This window comes from Terriglobia bacterium (assembly GCA_020072565.1).
Classification (GTDB): domain Bacteria; phylum Acidobacteriota; class UBA6911; order UBA6911; family UBA6911; genus JAFNAG01.
The window spans coordinates 197,989-218,056 of record JAIQGI010000002.1 but is presented as its reverse complement, the minus strand read 5'-3'; the positions used below and the strand labels follow the sequence as shown (position 1 = coordinate 218,056).

The 20,068-nt window shown below is 58.6% G+C and carries 18 protein-coding genes, 1 tRNA gene and 1 other RNA gene; 8 read left to right on the top strand and 12 right to left on the bottom strand.

Going from position 1 to position 20,068, the window contains the following annotated elements; all coding sequences use genetic code 11:
- Position 1: 1 nt before the first annotated feature.
- Positions 2–1,117 carry a tRNA guanosine(34) transglycosylase Tgt gene (gene tgt / locus LAP85_02000; protein MBZ5495147.1) on the bottom strand — a complete coding sequence of 372 codons (1,116 nt, stop codon included), beginning with the start codon at positions 1,115–1,117 and terminating at the stop codon, positions 2–4.
- A gap of 190 nt (positions 1,118–1,307) precedes the next feature.
- Here tgt and LAP85_01995 point away from each other — a divergent pair, with 190 nt between their 5' ends.
- Complete coding sequence (locus tag LAP85_01995) at positions 1,308–2,471, top strand: NAD(P)/FAD-dependent oxidoreductase (GenBank protein MBZ5495146.1); 1,164 nt, start codon at positions 1,308–1,310, stop codon at positions 2,469–2,471.
- A 119-nt stretch (positions 2,472–2,590) separates the two neighbouring features.
- On the opposite strand, the gene LAP85_01990 is transcribed toward LAP85_01995, so the two are convergent.
- Complete coding sequence (locus LAP85_01990; GenBank protein ID MBZ5495145.1) at positions 2,591–3,610, bottom strand: IPT/TIG domain-containing protein; 1,020 nt, start codon at positions 3,608–3,610, stop codon at positions 2,591–2,593.
- A gap of 221 nt (positions 3,611–3,831) precedes the next feature.
- Here LAP85_01990 and uvrA point away from each other — a divergent pair, with 221 nt between their 5' ends.
- From uvrA to LAP85_01975, 3 genes are all read left to right on the top strand, one after another.
- Complete coding sequence (uvrA, locus tag LAP85_01985) at positions 3,832–6,780, top strand: excinuclease ABC subunit UvrA (protein MBZ5495144.1); 2,949 nt, start codon at positions 3,832–3,834, stop codon at positions 6,778–6,780.
- Between the two features lie 124 nt (positions 6,781–6,904).
- Positions 6,905–7,089, top strand: a non-coding RNA gene (gene ssrS, locus LAP85_01980) — 6S RNA.
- Positions 7,090–7,144: 55 nt separating this feature from the next.
- A complete protein-coding gene (locus LAP85_01975; protein MBZ5495143.1) occupies positions 7,145–7,924 on the top strand; it encodes a TIGR00282 family metallophosphoesterase in 780 nt (259 codons plus the stop codon).
- A 66-nt stretch (positions 7,925–7,990) separates the two neighbouring features.
- Here LAP85_01975 and LAP85_01970 read toward each other — a convergent pair whose 3' ends face one another.
- The 10 genes from LAP85_01970 to LAP85_01925 all read right to left on the bottom strand — a co-directional run bounded on the left by LAP85_01970 (position 7,991) and on the right by LAP85_01925 (position 16,661).
- Positions 7,991–8,284, bottom strand: a complete 294-nt coding sequence (locus tag LAP85_01970) for a cell division protein ZapA (GenBank protein MBZ5495142.1) — start codon at positions 8,282–8,284, stop codon at positions 7,991–7,993.
- A 39-nt stretch (positions 8,285–8,323) separates the two neighbouring features.
- The gene (gene zapB, locus LAP85_01965) at positions 8,324–8,602 is read right to left on the bottom strand and encodes a cell division protein ZapB (GenBank protein MBZ5495141.1); all 279 of its coding nucleotides are present in this window, start codon (positions 8,600–8,602) and stop codon (positions 8,324–8,326) included.
- 7 nt (positions 8,603–8,609) lie between these two features.
- Positions 8,610–10,658 carry a phenylalanine--tRNA ligase subunit beta gene (gene pheT, locus LAP85_01960; protein ID MBZ5495140.1) on the bottom strand — a complete coding sequence of 683 codons (2,049 nt, stop codon included), beginning with the start codon at positions 10,656–10,658 and terminating at the stop codon, positions 8,610–8,612.
- 161 nt (positions 10,659–10,819) lie between these two features.
- Entirely contained in the window at positions 10,820–11,836 is a 1,017-nt protein-coding gene (gene pheS, locus LAP85_01955; GenBank protein MBZ5495139.1) for a phenylalanine--tRNA ligase subunit alpha, read from the bottom strand.
- Between the two features lie 212 nt (positions 11,837–12,048).
- Entirely contained in the window at positions 12,049–12,411 is a 363-nt protein-coding gene (gene rplT / locus LAP85_01950) for a 50S ribosomal protein L20 (protein ID MBZ5495138.1), read from the bottom strand.
- 60 nt (positions 12,412–12,471) lie between these two features.
- Positions 12,472–12,666 carry a 50S ribosomal protein L35 gene (rpmI, locus tag LAP85_01945; protein MBZ5495137.1) on the bottom strand — a complete coding sequence of 65 codons (195 nt, stop codon included), beginning with the start codon at positions 12,664–12,666 and terminating at the stop codon, positions 12,472–12,474.
- Between the two features lie 65 nt (positions 12,667–12,731).
- On the bottom strand, positions 12,732–13,247 hold the full coding sequence (gene infC, locus LAP85_01940; GenBank protein ID MBZ5495136.1) for a translation initiation factor IF-3: 516 nt from the start codon (positions 13,245–13,247) through the stop codon (positions 12,732–12,734).
- 47 nt (positions 13,248–13,294) lie between these two features.
- Positions 13,295–15,112 carry a threonine--tRNA ligase gene (gene thrS / locus LAP85_01935; GenBank protein MBZ5495135.1) on the bottom strand — a complete coding sequence of 606 codons (1,818 nt, stop codon included), beginning with the start codon at positions 15,110–15,112 and terminating at the stop codon, positions 13,295–13,297.
- Between the two features lie 150 nt (positions 15,113–15,262).
- Positions 15,263–15,337 (bottom strand) — tRNA-Val (locus LAP85_01930).
- A 67-nt stretch (positions 15,338–15,404) separates the two neighbouring features.
- Positions 15,405–16,661 (bottom strand): PDZ domain-containing protein, encoded by a 1,257-nt coding sequence (locus LAP85_01925; protein ID MBZ5495134.1) that lies wholly within the window; start codon positions 16,659–16,661, stop codon positions 15,405–15,407.
- Between the two features lie 448 nt (positions 16,662–17,109).
- Between LAP85_01925 and ruvX the strand changes: the two genes are divergently transcribed.
- The 4 genes from ruvX (at position 17,110) to LAP85_01905 (ending at position 20,056) form a co-directional block, all read left to right on the top strand.
- Positions 17,110–17,526, top strand: a complete 417-nt coding sequence (gene ruvX / locus LAP85_01920; protein MBZ5495133.1) for a Holliday junction resolvase RuvX — start codon at positions 17,110–17,112, stop codon at positions 17,524–17,526.
- Between the two features lie 3 nt (positions 17,527–17,529).
- Positions 17,530–18,552: an endolytic transglycosylase MltG gene (gene mltG / locus LAP85_01915; GenBank protein ID MBZ5495132.1), complete on the top strand. Its 1,023-nt coding sequence runs from the start codon at positions 17,530–17,532 to the stop codon at positions 18,550–18,552.
- 255 nt (positions 18,553–18,807) lie between these two features.
- Complete coding sequence (locus LAP85_01910; GenBank protein MBZ5495131.1) at positions 18,808–19,389, top strand: hypothetical protein; 582 nt, start codon at positions 18,808–18,810, stop codon at positions 19,387–19,389.
- A gap of 4 nt (positions 19,390–19,393) precedes the next feature.
- On the top strand, positions 19,394–20,056 hold the full coding sequence (locus tag LAP85_01905) for an FxLYD domain-containing protein (protein MBZ5495130.1): 663 nt from the start codon (positions 19,394–19,396) through the stop codon (positions 20,054–20,056).
- Positions 20,057–20,068 lie beyond the last annotated feature (12 nt).

The following is a 20,068-nucleotide window of genomic DNA, read 5'->3' as shown; positions in this document are numbered from 1 at the left end:
CTCATTCGGGCCGTTTCTCCAGTGCCTCCAGACATTTGCCAAAGAAATCAAGCCTAATAGACTCCCTTATTTTACGCATTGTGTCAAGATAAAAGGAGACATTGTGCAGAGTATTGAGTGTGGCCGACAGGTATTCTCCCGCCATGAAAAGATGCCGCAAATAGGCGCGGGAATAACGGCGGCAGGTGGGGCAGGAACAGCCCGGATCCAGAGGCCGTTCATCATCGGCATAGGCCGCATTCTTAATGAGAATCCGCCCTTCGCTGGTGAACAGGCACCCGTTGCGTGCATTCCGCGTGGGCAGAACGCAGTCGAACATGTCGACGCCAAGGGCCACGCACCGGACCAGATCCTCAGGCGTGCCGACTCCCATCAAGTAACGCGCCTGCTCAGGCGGCATCAGCGGCACTGTCGCCGCCAGGACTTCCAGCATGACGTCCTTGGGTTCTCCGACGCTCAACCCCCCGATTGCCATGCCGTCGAAACCCATCTCCAGGAGTTCCTGGACGGACTTTTGCCGCAAATCCGGATAAACGCCCCCTTGAATTATTCCGAATAGTCCCCTGGGCACGGCCGCCTCACACCGCCACTGGTCGCGGCAGCGCGCGGCCCACCGCATCGATAGTGCCATTGACTGTTCCGCGTCCGCCCGGCTGCACGGATATGGGGTGCACTCGTCAAACACCATGGCGATGTCCGGACTCAGCGCCATCTGCACTTCCATGACCGTTTCCGGACTGAGAAAATGGCGGCTGCCGTCGAGGTGCGACTGGAAGTAGACTCCTTCCTCGCTGAGCCTGCGCAGCTCGCGATGACTGAAGACCTGGAATCCTCCGGAGTCGGTCAAAATGGCGTGATCCCAGGACATGAAGCGGTGCAGGCCACCCAGATGCGCGATGCGCTCATGGCCCGGGCGCAGATACAGATGATAGGTATTCGACAGCAGGATGCGGCAGCCCGCTTCCTCCAGCCACTCGTGGGGCAGCGCTTTCACTGTCGCCGCCGTCCCCACCGGCATAAAAACGGGAGTCTCGATGTCACCGTGCGCGGTGTGTAAGATCCCCAGCCGCGCCGATGAACTTGTGTCCCTGTGAATAACCTCAAATCCGAAACTCATCCACGGACCTCAAACTAAATCAAAGTAAGAAGCCAGGAGTCAGAATAATAGAAGCTGCTGGCATCAATTTCCACAGAATGCGCGGGATCAAGCGGCAGCCGGGGCTGACAATTCCCCGCACCCGGTTGCGCCAGGCGTCTTTCCCTCTGACTGCTGACCCCTGACTCCCGACTTCTGCTATAGTGGTCTCATGCGGATAGGCATTGTGGGGGCGCGTCTGGCCGGCTCGTACGCAGCTCTGATTCTGTCGCGTCTGGGTCACGAGGTGTTGCTCCTTGATCCCTCCACGGCAGGGGAAAAGCCGTGCGGCGGAGGCATCACTGCAAAAGCCCTCCTCTCGATGCCATGGTTTCGCGATCAGCAGCTGCCCCACAGCGAGATCCGCACGGTAGAGCTGACCACGCTCGAGGGCAGGTCTGCGGCGGTGCCTCTCAGCCAGCCAATTCATATCTTTTCGCGCGCAGCCCTGGATGCCGCCTTGCGCAGCGCGGCGCTCGAAGCCGGCGCACGCTTCTTTCCCGAACGAGCGCTCCGCTTTACGCCGTACCGCAAAGGCTGGCTGATCACGACGGCGTCCGGGGCCTGCCACGAGGTCGATTTTCTGATCGGCGCGGATGGAGCGAACAGTTCGGTGCGCGCGGTCGTGGCGGGCAAGCTGGCAGCCGGCGATCTCGCCCTCGCCCTCGGACACTACCTGCCCGGTTCCCATCACCCGGACAGGATTATCATTGTCTTTCAGGAAAACGGCTTCCATGGATATCTCTGGTCTTTTCCTCGAGTCGACCACGCCTCCATAGGAATCATTCATCGCCTGCCCGGCGCCAGGGCGGTGGATCTGCGCCGGCGGGTCAGCGATTTTATTTCTTCCCGTTACCCCGGCGCTGTAGCCTCCAAAAACAGCTTTTTTGCGGCTCGCGTGCCGTGCCTGAGTCGTAGGACTCTCATCAGCCAGCGTGCCTGCGGCCGCAACTGGGCTCTGCTGGGCGACGCCGCGGGCTTCGTCGACGCCATCACCTCGGAGGGTATCTATTTTGCCCTCCGATCTGCGGAAATCTTGGGGGAATCCCTGCGGGCCGGCGACCCGTCAGCCTATGAGCTGAACTGGCGCCGCGATTTTGGCGCCGAACTCGAGCGCGCGGCCGCGTGGCGCGACCAGTTCTATGCGGGCACATTTCTGCTGCACGCATTCACGCACCGCGCCGTTCAGATGCTGCGGCGAAGCGCCACGGTCCGGCGCATTACTGACAGTCTGATTTCCGGGAGTATGTCTTACCAACAGATCCGCTCCAGACTGCTCTCGCAGAGCCCGCGCATCCTGGCCGAAACGCTGCGCGCCATGCTGTCCCGGGTCTGAATATCAAGAGCAGCCGCGCATAGTCCGGTGCGGCCTGCGGGGGCACAATCCCGGATTTCTCTTCGGTTGTGGCTGCCGGCCGCGGCGTATCATGCGCGGCTGCTTGCCGTCGTTATGAATCAGCTGAGCCTTCCGGAAAGGCCTCCCGTTCGAATCCAGTAGACCGAGCCGCCGTCCACAAGAAATATGTCCTGCGCGTCCATTGCCAGTCCCACCAGCATCGGGCCGGCAATGTGATAAACAAGTTCCTTCGAGACCAAGGAATACCGGAAAATCCCCTTCTTCCCGCCGTAGGCGGCAGCGATCCAGAGATCGCCGTCCGCGCTGAACGCAAGCCCCTGGGGTCGCGCCAATCCTTCCAGCAGGAGCGTGACCTCGCCAGTTCGCGAGATGCAGTACACAGGGTCGCGCATCGCCAAAGTGGGCCCCGTCACATAGAGAGTTTCCTCACCATCGAGGGCGAGGTGAAACGCCGAAATACTCGGCGGCAGCAAGGCAAACACTTCCGGCGTGCCGCCCGGATTGATGCGATGAATCTTGCCGGTTCGGTCACCGACATAGAGCCTGTCTTCCCTGTCGAACAGGATGTCGCACGGAATGCCCAGGTCTTCGGCGATAATGTCGAGACGCTCATAGTCCGTATATCGAAGAACTGTGCCTTCGCCCCGATTTGAGATGTAGAGCTGACCGTCGCGACCGAAGGCCAAACCCGTCGGATTCATGATTTCACAGGGAAATGGCGTCACCTCCCCGCCTCGTGAAACCCGGATCAGCGGTTGCGGGCTCTGCTGTCCGCGCGTGCCGCTTATCGTAGTAATGATCGTGCCGTCGGGTGCAATCACAGGATTGGCGACCGGATGCAGCCCTGTGGCCAGCACGGTGCCGATGGTGAATGGGAAGACCGGAGACATCAATTCATTCACACTGAGAGCAACCCCAAGTGCCTTCGTATGCTCTGGCACCCTGGTCACCACGCGATCCTCCGAGGCCGAGACAATCACTGCTTCGGTTTCGCCGAACCGCACTTTGGCCGACGAAGGAAGACCGGGCCTGAATCCTCGGCACTGAATCGAAATTTCGCCTCCCGGTATTGCGATGGAGGGAGTAACCGCCGTAATCAACAGTTCCTGTGATTTCATGAAGGAAAACTTACGTCACTTCGCAACTCAAGATCAAGCCGAAGCCGAGGACAGTTCGGCACCCGCGACCTCAGCGCGCCCGGGTTGAGATTTATGAGTGCCGCCATGGCATGCGATTCGCGCCTGCTTTTTCCCGACGGTCTATAAATCGCAGTCTCCTGAAATCAGTGGAATCCGCGACTGTTATTTTTTGATATCATTAAGAGTTTGGCTTGAGGCGGATGCTGTCGCCGGGAGATTCCCGATTGCCTGCAGAACATGACGGCGCCATCACTGTTGTGGGCGCCAGAGTTCACAACCTGAAAAACATCACGGTCGAACTTCCGCTGGATGCTCTCACCGTTGTCACCGGAGTCTCCGGCAGCGGCAAGAGCAGCCTCGCGTTCGATACCCTATACGCTGAGGGACAGCGCAGGTATGTCGCTTCCCTTTCCGCCTACGCCCGGCAATTCCTGGAGCGGGTCGACCGCCCCGATGTCGACGAAGTCAGCGGGATCTGCCCGGCGCTTGCCATTCGCCAGAAGAGCTACACCCGGAATCCAAGGTCGACGGTCGGAACGGTCACCGAGATCAACGACTATCTGCGACTGCTCTATGCAAGGATCGGCATTACCCGTTGCCATATCTGCGGCCGCACGATTGAAAAGGATACTCCGGAAAAAATCGCCGATTTTGTAATGTGCCTCCCCCGCGGGCTCCGCTTTTACATCTGCATGCCGCTGGCGCTCGACGGCACTTCCCCCGGACCGCCACAGACAAAGCCGCCGAGGCGTCCTACTGCCTCCCAGTTACAGGATCAGGCCCGCACGCCGGAGGCTAGGCTGGCCATGATTCTCCCCGGGCTGCAGCAGCAGGGGTTCGTACGGCTTCTTATCGGTGACCGGTTAGTCGAGTTGGCGGATGCCGTCGAGACCCTGCGCAGGAGCCCCGGTGAAGAGGTTCTCGTGGTTGTAGACCGTCTGTCCGTCCAGGACGATGTCCGGGAACGCCTCGTAGACTCCCTCGAAGCCTGCGGACGCGAGTCGGAAGGACGGATCGAGCTGATGCTGCCTTCCAATACGCCCGGAGAGAACGAGCGTCTTCTTTCGTCGACCTTTCCGCAAATCCGCTGGGTCCGGCATCCGGCCGGAACGCTCTTGAAGTTCAGTGAACGATTTGAATGCCAGCTGTGCGGCGTCGCCTGTGAGGAGCCTGAACCCCGTTTATTCTCCTTTAACAATCCATTTGGAGCCTGCCCCGAGTGCCAGGGATTCGGCAACACCGTCACCCTCGACCTCGATCTGGTAATCCCGGACCAATCGAAGAGCCTGGCCGGGGGCACCGTCAGCCCGTGGACCAAGCCGCGCTACCGCGGCTTCCAGAACAGACTGCTCAAGTTTGCGCAGAAAGAAGGGATCGACATCGACCTCCCATGGCGGGAGCTGCCTCAGGAGCACCGTGATCGCATCCTCAACGGCAAGAGCGGCTTTCCCGGCATCCGGGGATTCTTCGACCTGCTGGAGCAGAAAAAATACAAGATGCACGTGCGCATCTTTATAAGCCGCTATCGCGGCTACGCGGTCTGTCCCGGCTGCAACGGGGAGAGACTGCGTCAGGAAGCGCGGGATGTGCTTGTCGGGGGCAGGCGCATCTCGGAGGTCGCCCGCATGACGATCCGCGAGAGCGCCGGTTTCATCCAATCCCTGCAGCTCACCTCCGAGCAGCAGGCGATCTCGCGGAAAATCCTGGAGGAGATCAGCCACCGTTTGGATCTGCTGCTCCGCGTAGGGCTCGACTATCTTTCGCTCGATCGACTATCCTCTTCCCTTTCTGGCGGCGAATCGCAGCGCATCCAGCTGGCCACATCGCTGGGTTCGACACTTGTGGGGGCGCTCTACGTTCTCGACGAACCGAGTATTGGACTGCACCCGCGCGACAGCCGGCGTCTCATCGAGATTCTGGAGAGCCTGAAATCCATGGGCAATACTGTGGTCGTGGTCGAACACGACCGCGAGATCATGAGCGCTGCCGACCACGTCATCGATCTGGGTCCCCGAGCCGGAGAAAACGGCGGGCAGGTTGTCTACCAGGGGAATTTCGCCGGCCTGTGCAAAGCGGGGGAATCCCTCACGGGGCGCTATTTAAAGGGTGAGTTGAAGATTCCCACGCCCATCTTCCGCCGACGGAGCAATGGTCGTTATCTCGAGATCATCAATGCCCGCAAGCATAACCTCCAAAACCTGAACGTGCGCATTCCGTTGGGAGTCTTTGTCTGTATCGCCGGCGTCAGCGGCAGCGGCAAATCCACCCTGGTTCGCGACGTGCTCTACCCCGCAATCAGAAAAGCCAAGGGGCAGGCGGCTGAAACACATGACGGATGTGATGGCCTGCGCGGCGCCGATCTGATTATCGAGGCCGTGCTCGTGGATCAATCACCCATCGGGAAAACTCCGCGCTCGAATCCCGTGACCTACATCAAGGCCTTCGACGCCATCCGCCAGATCTTTGCGGGAACCCGCGACGCTTACGCGCGCAACCTGCAGCCGGGCCACTTCTCCTTCAACCTGGCCGGGGGCCGGTGCGAAACCTGCCAGGGAAGCGGGACCATCACCGTCGAGATGCAGTTTCTGGCCGATGTAGAGCTGACCTGCGAGGACTGCAAGGGGAAGCGCTACAAGAGCGCGGTCCTCGAGGTGCTGTACAAAGGGAAGAACATCGCCGAGGTGCTTGACCTCACCGTCCATCAGGCCATCGAGTTTTTTGCCGGACACGCCAAGTTGGTCCGGAAGCTGAGGGTGCTGGAAGATATCGGCCTGGGATATTTGCGCCTGGGCCAGTCTGCAGGTTCTCTGTCCGGGGGAGAGGCCCAGAGAATCAAGCTTGCAGCTTTCATATCCGGCCAGAGCGCCAAAAACACCCTTTACATTTTTGATGAACCGACCACTGGTCTCCACTTTGACGATATTCGCAAGCTGCTGGCCGCCTTCGACAAGCTGATCCATGCCGGGAATTCCGTGGTGGTCATCGAGCACAATCTCGATGTCATCAAGAGTGCGGACTGGGTCATCGACCTGGGGCCGGAGGGTGGATCGGGTGGAGGCCGAATCGTGTTTGAAGGCTCTCCCGACGACTTGATTGCAAACCGCCGCTCCTACACCGGCCGCTTCCTCAGGAGCTATATCCGTACCTGAAACCGCAACGTCGGGGACCAGAGGATCCGGAAAAAAAACGATGTCCTGTCTATGCGCCCACAGCACCCCCCGCGTTGAGATTTTGAGTTTCTTGAATCTGCCAGGAGCATTCGGTATGATGGAGGTGCTCCTGCAATGTTGGTGATGGCAAACTTTGTTTGAGCCAACATTCTATTTGATGGGAGTCTGAGTCGTTCCGCGGTGAGCAAACTTTTCCTGCGGGAACTTGATTGCCTGATGCGGAGCGCAGGATACCCCCTTGGCAACAAGGTTCAAATAGATGATGCCACACGGCAGCGCGGGGGCTTTTTTTTGCCCGAGACGAGCACTCTCCTTGGGCCTGAGAGCACGGACGAAATCTCACATGCGCGTCTTGTTTATCGGGGACATCTTCGGCAAGCCTGGCAGAAAAGCCCTCTTTGAGAAGCTGCAGGGGCTGGTCCAGACACACCAGGTCGATTTCTGCATCGCCAACGTGGAAAATGCCGCGGGCGGCTTCGGCCTCACGCCCCAGATTGCCGAGGAGTTCCTCCGGGCCGAGATCGATGTACTCACTACCGGCAACCACATCTGGGACAAGCACGCCATCCTTCCCTACCTCACGCAGCAGCCGAGGCTGTTGCGCCCGCACAATTACCCACCGGCTGCGCCTGGAACGGGACTTTTCATCGGCGACAGCCGTTGCGGCGTGCGCGTTGCAGTGATCAGCCTTCAGGGGCGCGTCTACATGCCTTCCATCGATTGTCCCTTTGCCGTGGGAGAGGCTGCGGTAGAAGAGGTGCGGAGGCAGACCAAGGTGGTGCTCGTAGACTTTCACGCCGAAGCGACTTCCGAAAAGCAGGCGTTTGCATGGTATGTGGACGGCCGCGTCAGCGCGGTGGTCGGAACCCACACTCATGTGCAGACCGCCGACGAACGGATCCTTCCCCGGGGCACCGCCTTCATCACGGACCTCGGCATGACTGGCCCCTACGATTCCGTCATCGGATCAATACCCGACCTCGCACTGGAACGATTCCTCAAACAAATCCCTGCTCGCCTGGAGCCGGCGTCGGGCAATCTCCGTTTTTGCGGAGCCGTCGTCGAAATCGAAGAGTCCAGCGGACTAGCTATCTCCATTACTCGCATCAATATCCCAGCATGATTCCAGACTTCTGATTCCCCTTCGCTTGAGGAACGCCCTGAACAACTACTGAAGTCGGAGGTCGGATCAACAGAGGAAGCGGTCAAGTATCGACACACAGGCGAGAGAACGGCGGCTCACGGCGTCATCCATGTTCTGGAGCGCCTCTCGGGAGCGGTAGAGTTCGTCGGCGAGGCTCAAGGCGGCCAGCACCGCCACCTTCAAGGTGTCGACCGAGCCCGACGAGGCAGCCAGTTCGCGCATCCGCGTATCGAGGCAGGAGCATAGAGAGCGCAGTCGCTCCGTATCGCCGCTGGTGCGCAGAGCATACTCACGATCGTAAATCTTGACGTTGACGACGCCGGATTGCGGATCAGTCATGGCACACCCCGCTGCTGGCAGCATATCTGCACCGCGGGATTATCTTACCTCTAACGTCGCCAGAAGGCTCAGGGCTTTTTCCACCCGTTCGCGCAACGCTTCCCGCTCTTTCTGGAGCTGAGCCAGATTCTGGCTGTACCCGGCCTCGTTCTGGCGCAAGGCCTCCATCTCATTCTTCAGTTTCTGATTCTCGGCCTGCAGGGTTTCATTCTCTTGTCGGATGGCCTTGAAAGCTTCCACCACCCGAAAGATCTTGTCTTCAAGATGGCCGAAGCGCTCCAGACCGGTGAGCTCCAACTGACTGTTTTTCTCGGTCATGTTCACCTTATCTGTTTTCGGCGCCGAAGTGGTCACGCAGAAAGGACCGGATATTATCGCTAAAGCCCTGCACCCGGTCAATTGTGAGGGTCGCTTCGCGATCGAGGAAGGTAAACCGAAGGGTCATGCTCACCCTGCCCGAAGGAATCTGGCCCCCTTCGTAAACGTCCACTAGATCCAGAGTGGCCAATTCAGGGATCCCCAAACCGAGGATCCCATGCCGCAACTCGCCATAGCTTGTGTCCTGGGGAACCACAATTGAAATATCACGCTCCACCGCCGGAAATCGGGGCAGAGGCTCGAAGCGGACTGGCGAAAACAGATATGGGTAGAGTCCCTGAAAGTCGATCTCGGCAAGGAACACGGGCTGTTTCAGTTTGAATTCCTCTTCGAGATCGGGATGTAGAGCCCCCATCACTCCGAAGCGCCGGCCGTCCACCATGAGTGCAGCGGCGCCGGCATCCGCGAGCCAGACTAATTGCGAAGTGGGAACTATGTCGGCCGGCGCACAGCGCAATCCTGCCAGCAGTCCGCTGATCGCGCCTTTGAGGTGATGGAAATCATAGTTGGCGGCATTGTTATGCCAGTTCCGTCCGGCCGCAGCGCCAGTCCCGAGAATCCCCAGGGTGTTGCGCTCGACAACGGTGCCGTCCTCTTTTCGGTGGAACACCTTTCCGATCTCGAAGACGCGCACCACGCGCTGATTGTGGTTGAAGTTGTGCCTTGCGGTCCTGATCAATCCCGGAGCCAGATATCCCCGCAGGAATTGTGTTTCCTCCGTCAGCGGATTCCGGATTTCGAGTGGCTGTCCCTGGGTCGGCGGGAAACGGCGGTTTTCCTGCTCGCCGGCAAAGCTGAGGTTCATGGTTTCACTGTAGCCCAAGCCAAGGAGAATGCGCCTGGCAGCCCGCTCGCAGGGATGAATGGGTGATGGCTCGCCGGCACGCTTGCTCGCCGGGACGGTGGTGGGTATGTTCTGGTATCCATAAAAGCGGGCAACCTCTTCAATGAGATCGGCCTCCAGTTCCATGTCTGCCCGGTAGGAGGGACACTGAACCAGCCACCTTCCTTTACCCCTGCGCGCAGGTTTGAAATTCAGGCGCTTGAGAGTGGATTCCACAAATGCCGGCGTCAGGCTGACTCCGAGTAATGACTCGGCATGCACGCGGGCGAGTTCGATCTGGACGGGCGCGATCGGTGCGGGATAAATATCCTGCACGCTCCCGGCGATGTGCCCGCCGGCAAGCCGCCGCATCAGGTAGCAGGTGCGTGCGATGGAGGCGAGCGGCCCGTTCCAGTCGGCTCCGCGCTCAAAGCGGTAGCTCGCCTCCGTCGAGAGCCCGAGTTTCCTCGAGGTGCGTCGAATCGATGCAGGTTGGAAATAGGCGCACTCGAGCAGAACCCTTTGCGTCGTGTCGCCGATCTCCGAATCACGGCCGCCCATCACGCCGGCAATGGCGACCGGCCCGGCACCATCATGGATGAGCAGCATCTGTTCATCCAGTTCACGCTCTACCCCATCCAGGGTCGCCATTTTTTGTCCCAGGCGGGCGCGCGCTACGACAATTCTCCCTTCATGCAAACGGTCGAAATCGAAAGCGTGCAACGGGTGGCCGCGTTCAAGCAGGACATAGTTGGTGATGTCCACGATGTTGTTCACCGGCCGCATGCCGGAGGCTTCCAGGCGGCGCTGCATCCAGGCAGGAGACGGTGCCACGCGGATGCCGTCGAGAACCAGCCCTGCGTAACGTGGACAAAGGTCCGGATCCCGGATCTCGATCGAGTACGGTATCCTCTCCTCCGAGACGCGCAGCACTTTGGCTGTGGGAAGAGGCTTGAGCCGCTTCCCGTAACGCGCGGCGATTTCCCGCGCAATTCCAAGGTAGCAAAGGCAGTCGGGGCGGTTCGATGTAACCTCGACTTCGAGTACCGGAGAGCCACCGACCTCGGAGGCCGATTCGACCACAAGGCCCGCCATGGTCAGGTCTTCGCGCAGCGCGGTAAGGTTCTCCGGCAAATCGAGAAACTCCTGTAACCACTCGATACTGATCTTCATAATGTCGCACCAGGGAGACCGTCAAGCCGCCGGGACGCCGGGCCGCGAGGGGACCGGGTCTTCTTGGTGTCCTGGCGTCCTGGCGGTCATGATCCTGCCCATTATTATCTGCGGCAATGCCGCTCCACGCAATCCGTGGCTGAGCCTTCAATCTTGAACGTTTAGAACTGGTTCAAAAACCGGAGGTCGTTCTCAAAAAAGAGGCGGATATCATCGACGCCGTACTTGAGAATAGCCACCCGGTCAATGCCCATGCCCCAGGCAAATCCGGAAAATCGCGAGTCGTCAACGCCGGACATGCGCAACACTTTGGGATGTACCATTCCTGCACCCAGGATTTCAATCCAGCCGCTCTGCTTGCAGATGCGGCATCCGATTCCAAGGCAGAAGATGCAGCTGATATCGACTTCAGCGCCGGGCTCCACAAAGGGGAAAAAACCCGGGCGCAGGCGCATGCGGATATCCGGATGGAAGACGCGCTTAAGAAAGATCTCCAGCGTTCCTTTCAGGTCGCCCATGGTAATGCCCTCGTCCACCACGAGAACATCGACCTGGTTGAACATGGGCGAATGGGTGGCATCAAAGGGATCCCTGCGATAAACCCTCCCGGTGCAAACCGCCCGAATCGGGGGCTTCATCGTTTCCATCGAGTGCACCTGCACGGTGGAGCAGTGGGTGCGCAAGAGCAGGTTGTCATCGAAATAGAAGGTATCCTGCGCATCCCGCGCCGGGTGATTGCGCGGCATATTCAAGGCTTCGAAGTTGTAGTAGTCGGTCTCGACCTCGGGAAGATCGAAAACCTTGAAGCCCAGGCTGAGAAAGACCTGCTCGATTTCTTCCTGCAGGCGCTTAATCGGATGCTGTGCGCCCAACGCATAAGGGAAGCCAGGCCGCGTGACGTCGATGGGTTTGCGGCTCTTCAGCACCTCGGCTTCTTCGACTGCGGTGCGCACCTCCGCGAGTCGGTGCTCGACGAATTCGCGCAATTGGTTCATCGCCTGACCGAAAGCAGGGCGTTCCTCCCTGGGAAGATCCCTAAGCCGCTTCATCTCGCCGGTGATGATGCCACTCTCCCGCGACAGCCATTTGTCGCGCACGCTCTTCACCCGATCGAGACTCGCCGCTCGGGACAGATCCTCTTCGAACTGTTCGCGTAGTTCTTCGATCGAAGCACTCATCGACAGCCTCCGAAAGCAGGGGTCAGGAGTCAGCAGCAAACATCCGGATCGGCGGCCGGAAATTGCGCATCAGAGCCTGAATAGGAGCATCGAGAAATAACTTCAAACCACCAGCAGTCGCTTCCCGACTTCTATTCTGACGCCTGACTCTTAAAAAAAAGCGCCCGGCGGCGCGGACACCGGGCGCTCCATAGTTCGAACTGGAATCAATCCTACGCAGCCGCCAGTGCCGCCTTCGCGGTTTCCGTGAGGCGGGTAAACGTCTCGGGATCCTGGATGGCGATGTCCGCCAGAACCTTGCGGTCAAGCTCGACGCACGCCTTCTTCAACCCGAGCATAAACTTGCTGTAGGACATGTCATTGTGCCGCGCGGCCGCGCCGACCCGCACGATCCAAAGCCGGCGGAAGTTGCGTTTCTTGGTGCGGCGATCACGGTATGCGAAGCGCAGCCCGCGCTCGACCGATTCCCGCGCAGACCGGTGCAGTTTGCTTTTCGTCAGGCGGTACCCTTTGGCGAGCTTGAGGATCTTTTTGCGCCGCTCGATCCGCTTGTTTCCTCTTTTTACTCTCGGCATTTCTACACTCCAAAGTATGGCGGCCTTGTCACCCCATTCCTGCGGGGACGACGGCAGCACTTAAATGTTCAGCATCTTCTTGACGCGATGGGTGTCGGCTTTGCTCACCAGCGCCGCAGTCGCCAGCTTTCTGACTCTCTTGCGCGGCTTCTTGGTCAAGATATGCCGGTGGTGGCTGCGGTGACGCACGATCTTGCCCGTTCCCGTCACCTTGAAGCGCTTGGCCGCGCTCCGGTTTGTCTTCCGCTTTCTCACAACTCTCTCCTTATCCAGTCATTCGGTTTCGCGCAATCCGTCCCGCCGCAAAAGCCGGGGCAGAACTAATTTTTCTTCGGTGCGAAGATCGCTACCAGTGCGTACCCTTCCATTCTGGGAGCTTTCTCCACCTCGGCAAGCTCTACCAGATCGCCGAGGAGCCGCTCCATGAGCCGGCGACCGATTTCCTGATGAGTCATCTCCCGACCTCTGAAGACAACCGTAGCCTTTGCCTTGTCGCCATCCGTCAGAAAACGGACGATGTGGTTCTTTTTAAACTGGTAATCATGTTCCTCGGTCTTGGGCCGGAACTTGACTTCCTTTAGAACCACCTGCTTCTGATGTTTCTTTGCATCGTGCGCCCGCTTGCTTTTCTGATACTGAAACTTGCCGTAATTCATGATGCGGCATACGGGCGGCGTGACGCCTGGGGCTACCTCAACGAGATCCAGGTCACGCTCACGTGCGCTGGCGAGAGCCTGCTCGGGAGCCATGATCCCCAACTGTTCGCCATTCTCGTCGATGACGCGAATTTCCTTGGCCCGAATCATCTCGTTTATGCGAACTCTGATTTGTTTGATTGTCGACCTCCTTCTCGCTGTTGGGGAAGCGCATTGTCGTCCCGAGGCTAGGGACGCGCCGCCCGGGCATTAATATATTCTCTGATTCTGGCCAAAAAGCTGTCCAATGTCTGGCCGCCCTCGTCTCCCTGAAAACGATTCCTCACCGAGACCTTGCCCTGCTCCACTTCCTTGTCGCCGACAATGAGCATATAGGGAACCTTCTGCGTCTGCGCCTCGCGAATCTTGTACCCCATCTTCTCGCTTCTGTCATCAAGTTCCGTCCGCAACCCGGCTTCCCGAAGCCGTATGTTGACCTGCTGTGCATACGCATGATGACGTTCCGAAATGGGGATCACCGTAACCTGCACAGGCGCGAGCCAGATCGGGAAAGCACCCGCATAGTGTTCGATCAGGACCCCGAAGAAACGCTCCACGGAGCCCAGGATCGCACGATGGAGCATCACGGGCTGATGCGCCTGGCCATCCGGCCCTATGTACTTCAGATCGAAACGCTTCGGCAGGGTAAAGTCGAACTGGACCGTCGAGAGTTGCCAAGGGCGGCCGATCGCGTCGATGAGTTTGACATCGATCTTCGGACCGTAGAAGACCGCTTCCCCTTCCATGCGCTTCCACTCCATGCCCTTGTCTTTCATCGCCTGTACCAGGGCTCCCTCCGCCATGGCCCAATCATCCGCAGTACCGGCATATTTCTCCTGCTTTGCCTCGTCGCGAACCGAGAGCTCCACCTTGTACCTGTCGAATCCGAAGCTCTTCATCACGAAAAGAACGAGATCCAACAAGGCAAGGATTTCACCATAGACCTGATCGCGGGTGCAGAAGATATGGGCGTCGTCCTGGGTGAAGCCGCGCACCCGCAGCATGCCGTGTAAAACACCACTCTTCTCATAGCGGTACACCGTTCCGTACTCGGCATAGCGCTGCGGCAGGTCACGGTAACTGCGCATCCTGGATTGATACACCTGGATATGGCCCGGGCAATTCATCGGCTTGATGACGAACTCTTCGTCCTCGATGTTGAATACGTACATGTTCTCGCGGTAGTACTCGTAGTGCCCGGAGGTTTTCCAGAGCGTGTTGCGAGCCACATGCGGAGTCGTGACGAAGTCGTAGCCCCGGTTGATGAGCTCGGGCGTGAGGAATTTCTCAATGGCCATGCGCACGCGCGTGCCCTTGGGGTGCCAGAAGATCAGACCAGGCCCCGCTTCCTCGGAGATGCTGAACAGGTCGAGTTCACGCCCCAGCTTGCGATGGTCCCGCTTCTTCGCTTCCTCGATCTGAATCAGATAGGTTTCCAGCTCGGCACGCGTCATGAAGGACGTTCCGTAAATCCGCTGCAGCTGCTCGTTGTGCTCGTCGCCCTTCCAGTACGAACCGGCGATGCTGAGGAGCCGGAAGGTCTGGGGATCAATCGAACCGGTGGAAAGAACGTGCGGGCCGGTGCAAAAATCGACCAGATCACCCAGTCGGTAGCAGGAGAGGGTCTGCCCCGCCTTTTCCCGGATCAGCTCGACCTTGAGATGCTCGCCCCGGCCTGAGAAGTAGTCGACCGCTTCCTGCTGGGAAATGATGCTGGGTTCGTATTTGAGCTTCTGCCCGACCAGTTCCCTCATTTTCTCTTCGATTCTTGGAAGATCGGCTTCGCCGAAGCTCTCCGAACGCTCGAAGTCATAGTAGAAGCCCTCGCTGATGGCCGGCCCGATGCCCAGGTGTGTGCCCGGGAACAACGCGCTCACTGCCGCCGCCATCAGATGCGAAGTGCTGTGGCGATATACCTCCAGCTGCTCGTTGGGATCGTCGATCTCCCCCGTTCTGCCGTCAGCATATATTACTTTCAGCGCCATAACTTTAACGTGAACCCTCACTCTTGACGCCTCGGAGCACGAGGCCAGAAGAAAGGTGCACACCTTCCTTGTTCATTAGTTTGTAAATTGCGTGGAGGAAATGATTTGAAACCGGGGCGCAGCCTTCATCGCGGTTTTCCCTAAACGGGTCATGGCTCCTGTGCGGTGGCCTGGTAGGCGCGAGCGGATTTGAACCGCTGACCCCTTCCGCGTCAAGGAAGTGCTCTCCCCCTGAGCTACGCGCCTAAAAAACAGGGACTAAAGCTATCAGAAAGGCTGAAAAGGTGTCAACACTATTCCCAGCCAATTCCAGCTATGCGGCACGTTTAAGGGGCACCACACCCTTTTTCAGGACCTCAAGGGCCTTGTCAAACTGCTCCTGACTCACTTTGTCTTCCAATTGCCTGTATTTGGCAGCGTCGTCCTGCGCATCAAAGTATGCATCCACGAGCAGACTCTGAAGCCGATCCTCATCGGGCGACTCCACATCCGGTTTGATGCCGGTATCCCGCAAAGTCTCGTCATTCTCAATCATTTTGCCGTCCGGCGTATAGAACTTGGCCGTAGACAGGATCAGCATCGCTCCGCTTTTCAACTCTATCCGTTTCTGCAACGAGCCGATCCCGAAAGACTTCTCGCCGACGACAAACGCCCTTCCGTTGCCTTGGAGGGCTCCGGCAGCAATTTCGGCCGGCCCTGCCGTTGAACCGTTAATCAATGCCACCATCGGAAGGTCCGTAATGAACTTTTCAGGGGCCGCTTTGACGTCCAGGACCGTTTCGCCGCCGCGTGTTTTGCTGGTATAAATCCCACCACTCTTGAGGAAGAAATTGGCCAACTCCGCTCCGTTGACCGGCTCTCCATTTGCACAGTCCCTTAAATCCAGAAGCAATTTCTGCGCCCCGGCGGAGATGAGGGTCTTCAGTTTGATCCGGGCCTGCTCCAGTACCGGCGCTGAGAGAGAGGGGATCTCGAGCACTCCAATATGACCGTCCAGCATGCGTGAGCCGACGGCAACAGGCTCTTCGTTCTTGCGGACCATCTCAAGCTCGGTCGGCTTTGTCTGGGATCCGCGAAAAACCGTTGCCTTCACCTTGCTCCCCGCAGCTCCCCGGAGAAGGCTTTCAGCCTCGATAATGCTCTTGTCTTCCACATTTATGCCATCAATGGAAACCAGGTAGTCACCCGCACGCATTCCCGCCGCCGCCGCAGGACCGTTTCGTGCCGTCGCGACGACACAGATGATGTTAGCACGTTTGGACAGAACTACGCCGACATCCGCGGTCTTGTCCTTGCGGCTATCCAGGCCACGAACCTGATCTGCGGTGAGGAAAGTGCTGTAGGGATCGAGGGCTTCGATCAATCCACGCATGGCTCCTTCCTGGACTTTGTTCATGTCCGGAGCCTCCACATAGTCGGAGTCGATCCTCGCCAGCGCGTCCATGAAGACGTTAAGTGCCGGGTAGGCTTCATTCCCGGCAGAAACCTTTTCGTAAAAGGCCGCAGAAATACAATATAGGACGACCAGCGCCGAACATACAAAAACCACTATCTTACCTTTTCGCAGCATTGTTCCTCCGACAGCCCAACATCGAAACTGCAGAATTATATAGTATTACCGTCCCAGCGGCAAACAATTCCACGGGAGAATCCTTAACAGGCGCCCGAGCCCCTCCGGGCCATTGCGCCGCAGGCAAGAGCCTTAACCCGGGTCATTCATGAATGTGCCACCAAAATGCGGTTTTGGACGCGGAAAAACGCTGACCCTCGCCGATCGTTCGGCCTTCGTCGGCGTGCAGGAGCTCCTGCATGCGTGTATCCGCGTCCGATTTTGTTGCTCTTCACGGGCGTACGCTTCTGCTTTATGGGTGATTCAGGTTAAGTGTTCTGCCGTCTCGGCGCTCTCAGCGAACTTGGCGTTGAGGTTTCTTGGATGCGGCTGTGCCCGCGCCAATTTGTTCGGGGCTGGGCTTTATTGGCTGGTTGACGGTATCCGGAGCTTGTGGTCCAATGACTGCGTGCGTCGCGGTCGAATCCTGGCATTGGACTATGGGAGCAGGAACGTCGGGCTTGCCACAAGTGATGAGCTGGGTATAGTGGTCCGCCCGCTCCCCTCCATCCCGAACCAAAACCGGCGCGCTTTACTCCACCGGCTCAAGGCCTCGGTCAAGGAGCACGCCATCGAGTCGCTTGTAGTGGGGCTCCCGCTTAACATGAACGGCACCGCCGGCGAATCGGCACAACGGGTCCGGCACTTTATGGGACAATTGCGCCAGGAGTTGAGTCTGCCCGTGTGGGAAGTGGATGAGCGGCTCTCGACTGTTGAGGCAGCAGAAATGTGGAGAGACATGACCGCCCGGCAGCAGCGCAGGTATCGCACAGTCGACTCGCTAGCCGCCGCCTTCATTCTGGAGCGATTTTTGAGGGAGGCATAAGAAGTGCGACGCTGGCTGGCCGGAATAATCCTGGGCCTGTTGGCACTCACGGGAGCAGCCGCGCTCTGGCTGCAACAGGAGCTCGCCACCCCTTACTACGGCGCCGAAGGCACCGAAACTTTCGTCGACATCCCGCACGGTGCCGGGACCGACGCAATCGGTGCCGCGCTGCAAGCCGGCGGCATACTGCATCACAAGCTGCCATTCCTCATCTATGTGCGCTGGACCGGGCTGGGCCGGCGCCTGCGGGCAGGCGAATACCGCTTCAGTTCGCCGGCGCGTCCGGCACAGGTCGTCCAGCGTCTGGTTCAGGGTGACGTCTTTTACCGCACCATCACCATTCCGGAAGGTCTGACTGCGCAGGAAACCGTTGCCCTCATCGCCCGCAGCGGTCTCGGCAACGAGAAGGAAATGGATGAGTTGCTCGGCAGGGTTGACTGGATTTCCGATCTCGATCCCCGAGCCGCGAGTCTTGAAGGCTATCTTTTCCCCAATACCTACCGTTTCTCGCGACACACGACACCTGAGGAAATGTTGAAGGCCATGGTCGTGGAGTTCCGGACGCGCTTTTCGACGATGCGTGCGGCCGACCCGCTCCCGCCCGGCTGGACCATTGCTCAGATCGTGACGCTGGCGTCCATGATCGAAAAGGAGGCCAAGGCCGATGACGAACGGCGTCTGGTTGCCTCCGTACTGACGAACCGCTTGCGCGCGAAAATGCCGCTGGCCTGCGATCCGACCATAATCTATGCCCTCAAGCTGGCGGGAACCTACCATGGCAATCTCCGCAAAGAGGATCTGGGAATCTCCTCCCCCTACAACAGCTACGTCCACCCCGGCCTCCCGCCGGGGCCGATTGCGAATCCCGGTGCAGCTTCTCTTCAGGCAGCCCTGGGCCCCGCAGTGAGCGACTATTTCTACTATGTATCCCGAAATGACGGCACGCACGCTTTTTCCAGGAATCTGCGGTCACACCTACTTGCCGTGGCACGCTACCAAAAGCGAAGACAGAGCCGCCATGAATGACACGGCGCGGAATATCCGCAACCGAAAGCCTCAACGCCGAGGTCGCGAAGAAAGCTCACGCAGAAGCGAAAATCCTCCGCGGCCTCTGCGACCTCAGCGTTGATCTCTTGCTTTTCTTGCCTAGATCGCGAGGATTTGTAGGTAATTAGTACGAAATCCACGAAAACAGGTTTCTTCGTGGATGTTGTGTCGCTTTTGACCGCGGTTGACTTGACGGAAGCAGGATGATAGGATTGCGGCGTGCACGGAAAGTCTATGATATATCAATACGTTAAAGTACTCCTGGTGACGTGGGTCCTGGGAATGATGACGACGGCCTCGCCTGTGCCGGCCCAGCAGGCGAAACCTTCCCTTCCCGATCCGATCAAGTTCATAAACAGGCGGGAACTGGTCATGCGCGCATCCCGCGCGGTGCTCGAGCAATTAGGCTATCGGATTGAGCTCGATGATCCCAAAGCGGGGCGTCTGATCACCCGGCCTTACGAATTCATTTCAGGGGCGCTCACCTCCTCCGAAGTGGATAAGATCGCGATCAAAACCGACACCATCACCGGGAGCTGGCTTAGAGCGCAGTACGTGGTCGAAACGTCATTCGAAGTCGTATCGCCCTCCGAGACGCTCGTCACGGTCCGGAGTAAAATCCAGGCCCTGAACCGGAACTCCGACGGCGCGGAAAAATGGGTGGAACTGCAGTCATTGGGTTCTGTAGAAAAACGTGTCCTGGGCAAGATCAGCATGAAGTTGCTCGGTACGGAGCCCGAGTTCAAGGACAATAAAGGATTTTGGGACAAGAAACCTACACCTCCGCCGCCGATAAAGAAACGGCCTGCCGCCTAGCCCGATGCCCACCCTGCTCCTGACATACAATCCGCTTACGATACGCCTGGGATTGGTGGTGTTCGCAATCCTGCTGGTGCTGGCGTTCCTCCTTTATCAGCTCCACAGCAGCCGGGTTCGCAAGGCGCGCGCGCACGCTGCCCCGGCTGAGACCGCGCCCGCACCGGCTGGTCCGCAGATGTTTGAACACTCCGTGCACTCCGGCTCTACGATTCTGGCTGATGTGATGCGCGGCGCTCTCATTTTGCTCGCTCTCTGCGTCGCGGCCGGCTTTATCCTGATTCTGCTGCCTGCGGGAACCATTGACCGCGTGGCCCTGAACCTGCGGCTCAGAAATGCGCCCCCTCTGCCCCAGGAAAGGATCTCGCTCCTTTATCTTGGCGACGAGACCAAGGGCAAGGAGTTCCACATTCGAGGGGTGATCCGTAATATTTCGACCCAGCCCATTGAGAAACTCGATGCGACGGTGCGCCTCTATGCCGCGGACGGGAGCCTGCTGGAAACCGCGGTGGTACGAATGGACACAGAGGTGATCGCGCCGGACGCAACTTCCTCGTTTCACCTGACATATCCTGACTACACCGGGCAATTCGGAAGCTACTCCGTTGATTTCAAATTGCGCCAGGGGGATTCCTTGCCTTACAAGGATATGCGACGAAGTAGTTGAGCTGACCTGTTA

Bases quoted from the DNA above. Each gene is read 5' to 3' on its own strand.
- tgt (MBZ5495147.1), bottom strand. From the start codon at position 1,117: ATGAGTTTCGGATTTGAGGTTATTCACAGGGACACAAGTTCATCGGCG.
- LAP85_01995 (MBZ5495146.1), top strand. From the start codon at position 1,308: ATGCGGATAGGCATTGTGGGGGCGCGTCTGGCCGGCTCGTACGCAGCT.
- LAP85_01990 (MBZ5495145.1), bottom strand. From the start codon at position 3,610: ATGAAATCACAGGAACTGTTGATTACGGCGGTTACTCCCTCCATCGCA.
- uvrA (MBZ5495144.1), top strand. From the start codon at position 3,832: ATGCTGTCGCCGGGAGATTCCCGATTGCCTGCAGAACATGACGGCGCC.
- LAP85_01975 (MBZ5495143.1), top strand. From the start codon at position 7,145: ATGCGCGTCTTGTTTATCGGGGACATCTTCGGCAAGCCTGGCAGAAAA.
- LAP85_01970 (MBZ5495142.1), bottom strand. From the start codon at position 8,284: ATGACTGATCCGCAATCCGGCGTCGTCAACGTCAAGATTTACGATCGT.
- zapB (MBZ5495141.1), bottom strand. From the start codon at position 8,602: ATGACCGAGAAAAACAGTCAGTTGGAGCTCACCGGTCTGGAGCGCTTC.
- pheT (MBZ5495140.1), bottom strand. From the start codon at position 10,658: ATGAAGATCAGTATCGAGTGGTTACAGGAGTTTCTCGATTTGCCGGAG.
- pheS (MBZ5495139.1), bottom strand. From the start codon at position 11,836: ATGAGTGCTTCGATCGAAGAACTACGCGAACAGTTCGAAGAGGATCTG.
- rplT (MBZ5495138.1), bottom strand. From the start codon at position 12,411: ATGCCGAGAGTAAAAAGAGGAAACAAGCGGATCGAGCGGCGCAAAAAG.
- LAP85_01925 (MBZ5495134.1), bottom strand. From the start codon at position 16,661: ATGCTGCGAAAAGGTAAGATAGTGGTTTTTGTATGTTCGGCGCTGGTC.
- LAP85_01910 (MBZ5495131.1), top strand. From the start codon at position 18,808: ATGATATATCAATACGTTAAAGTACTCCTGGTGACGTGGGTCCTGGGA.
- LAP85_01905 (MBZ5495130.1), top strand. From the start codon at position 19,394: ATGCCCACCCTGCTCCTGACATACAATCCGCTTACGATACGCCTGGGA.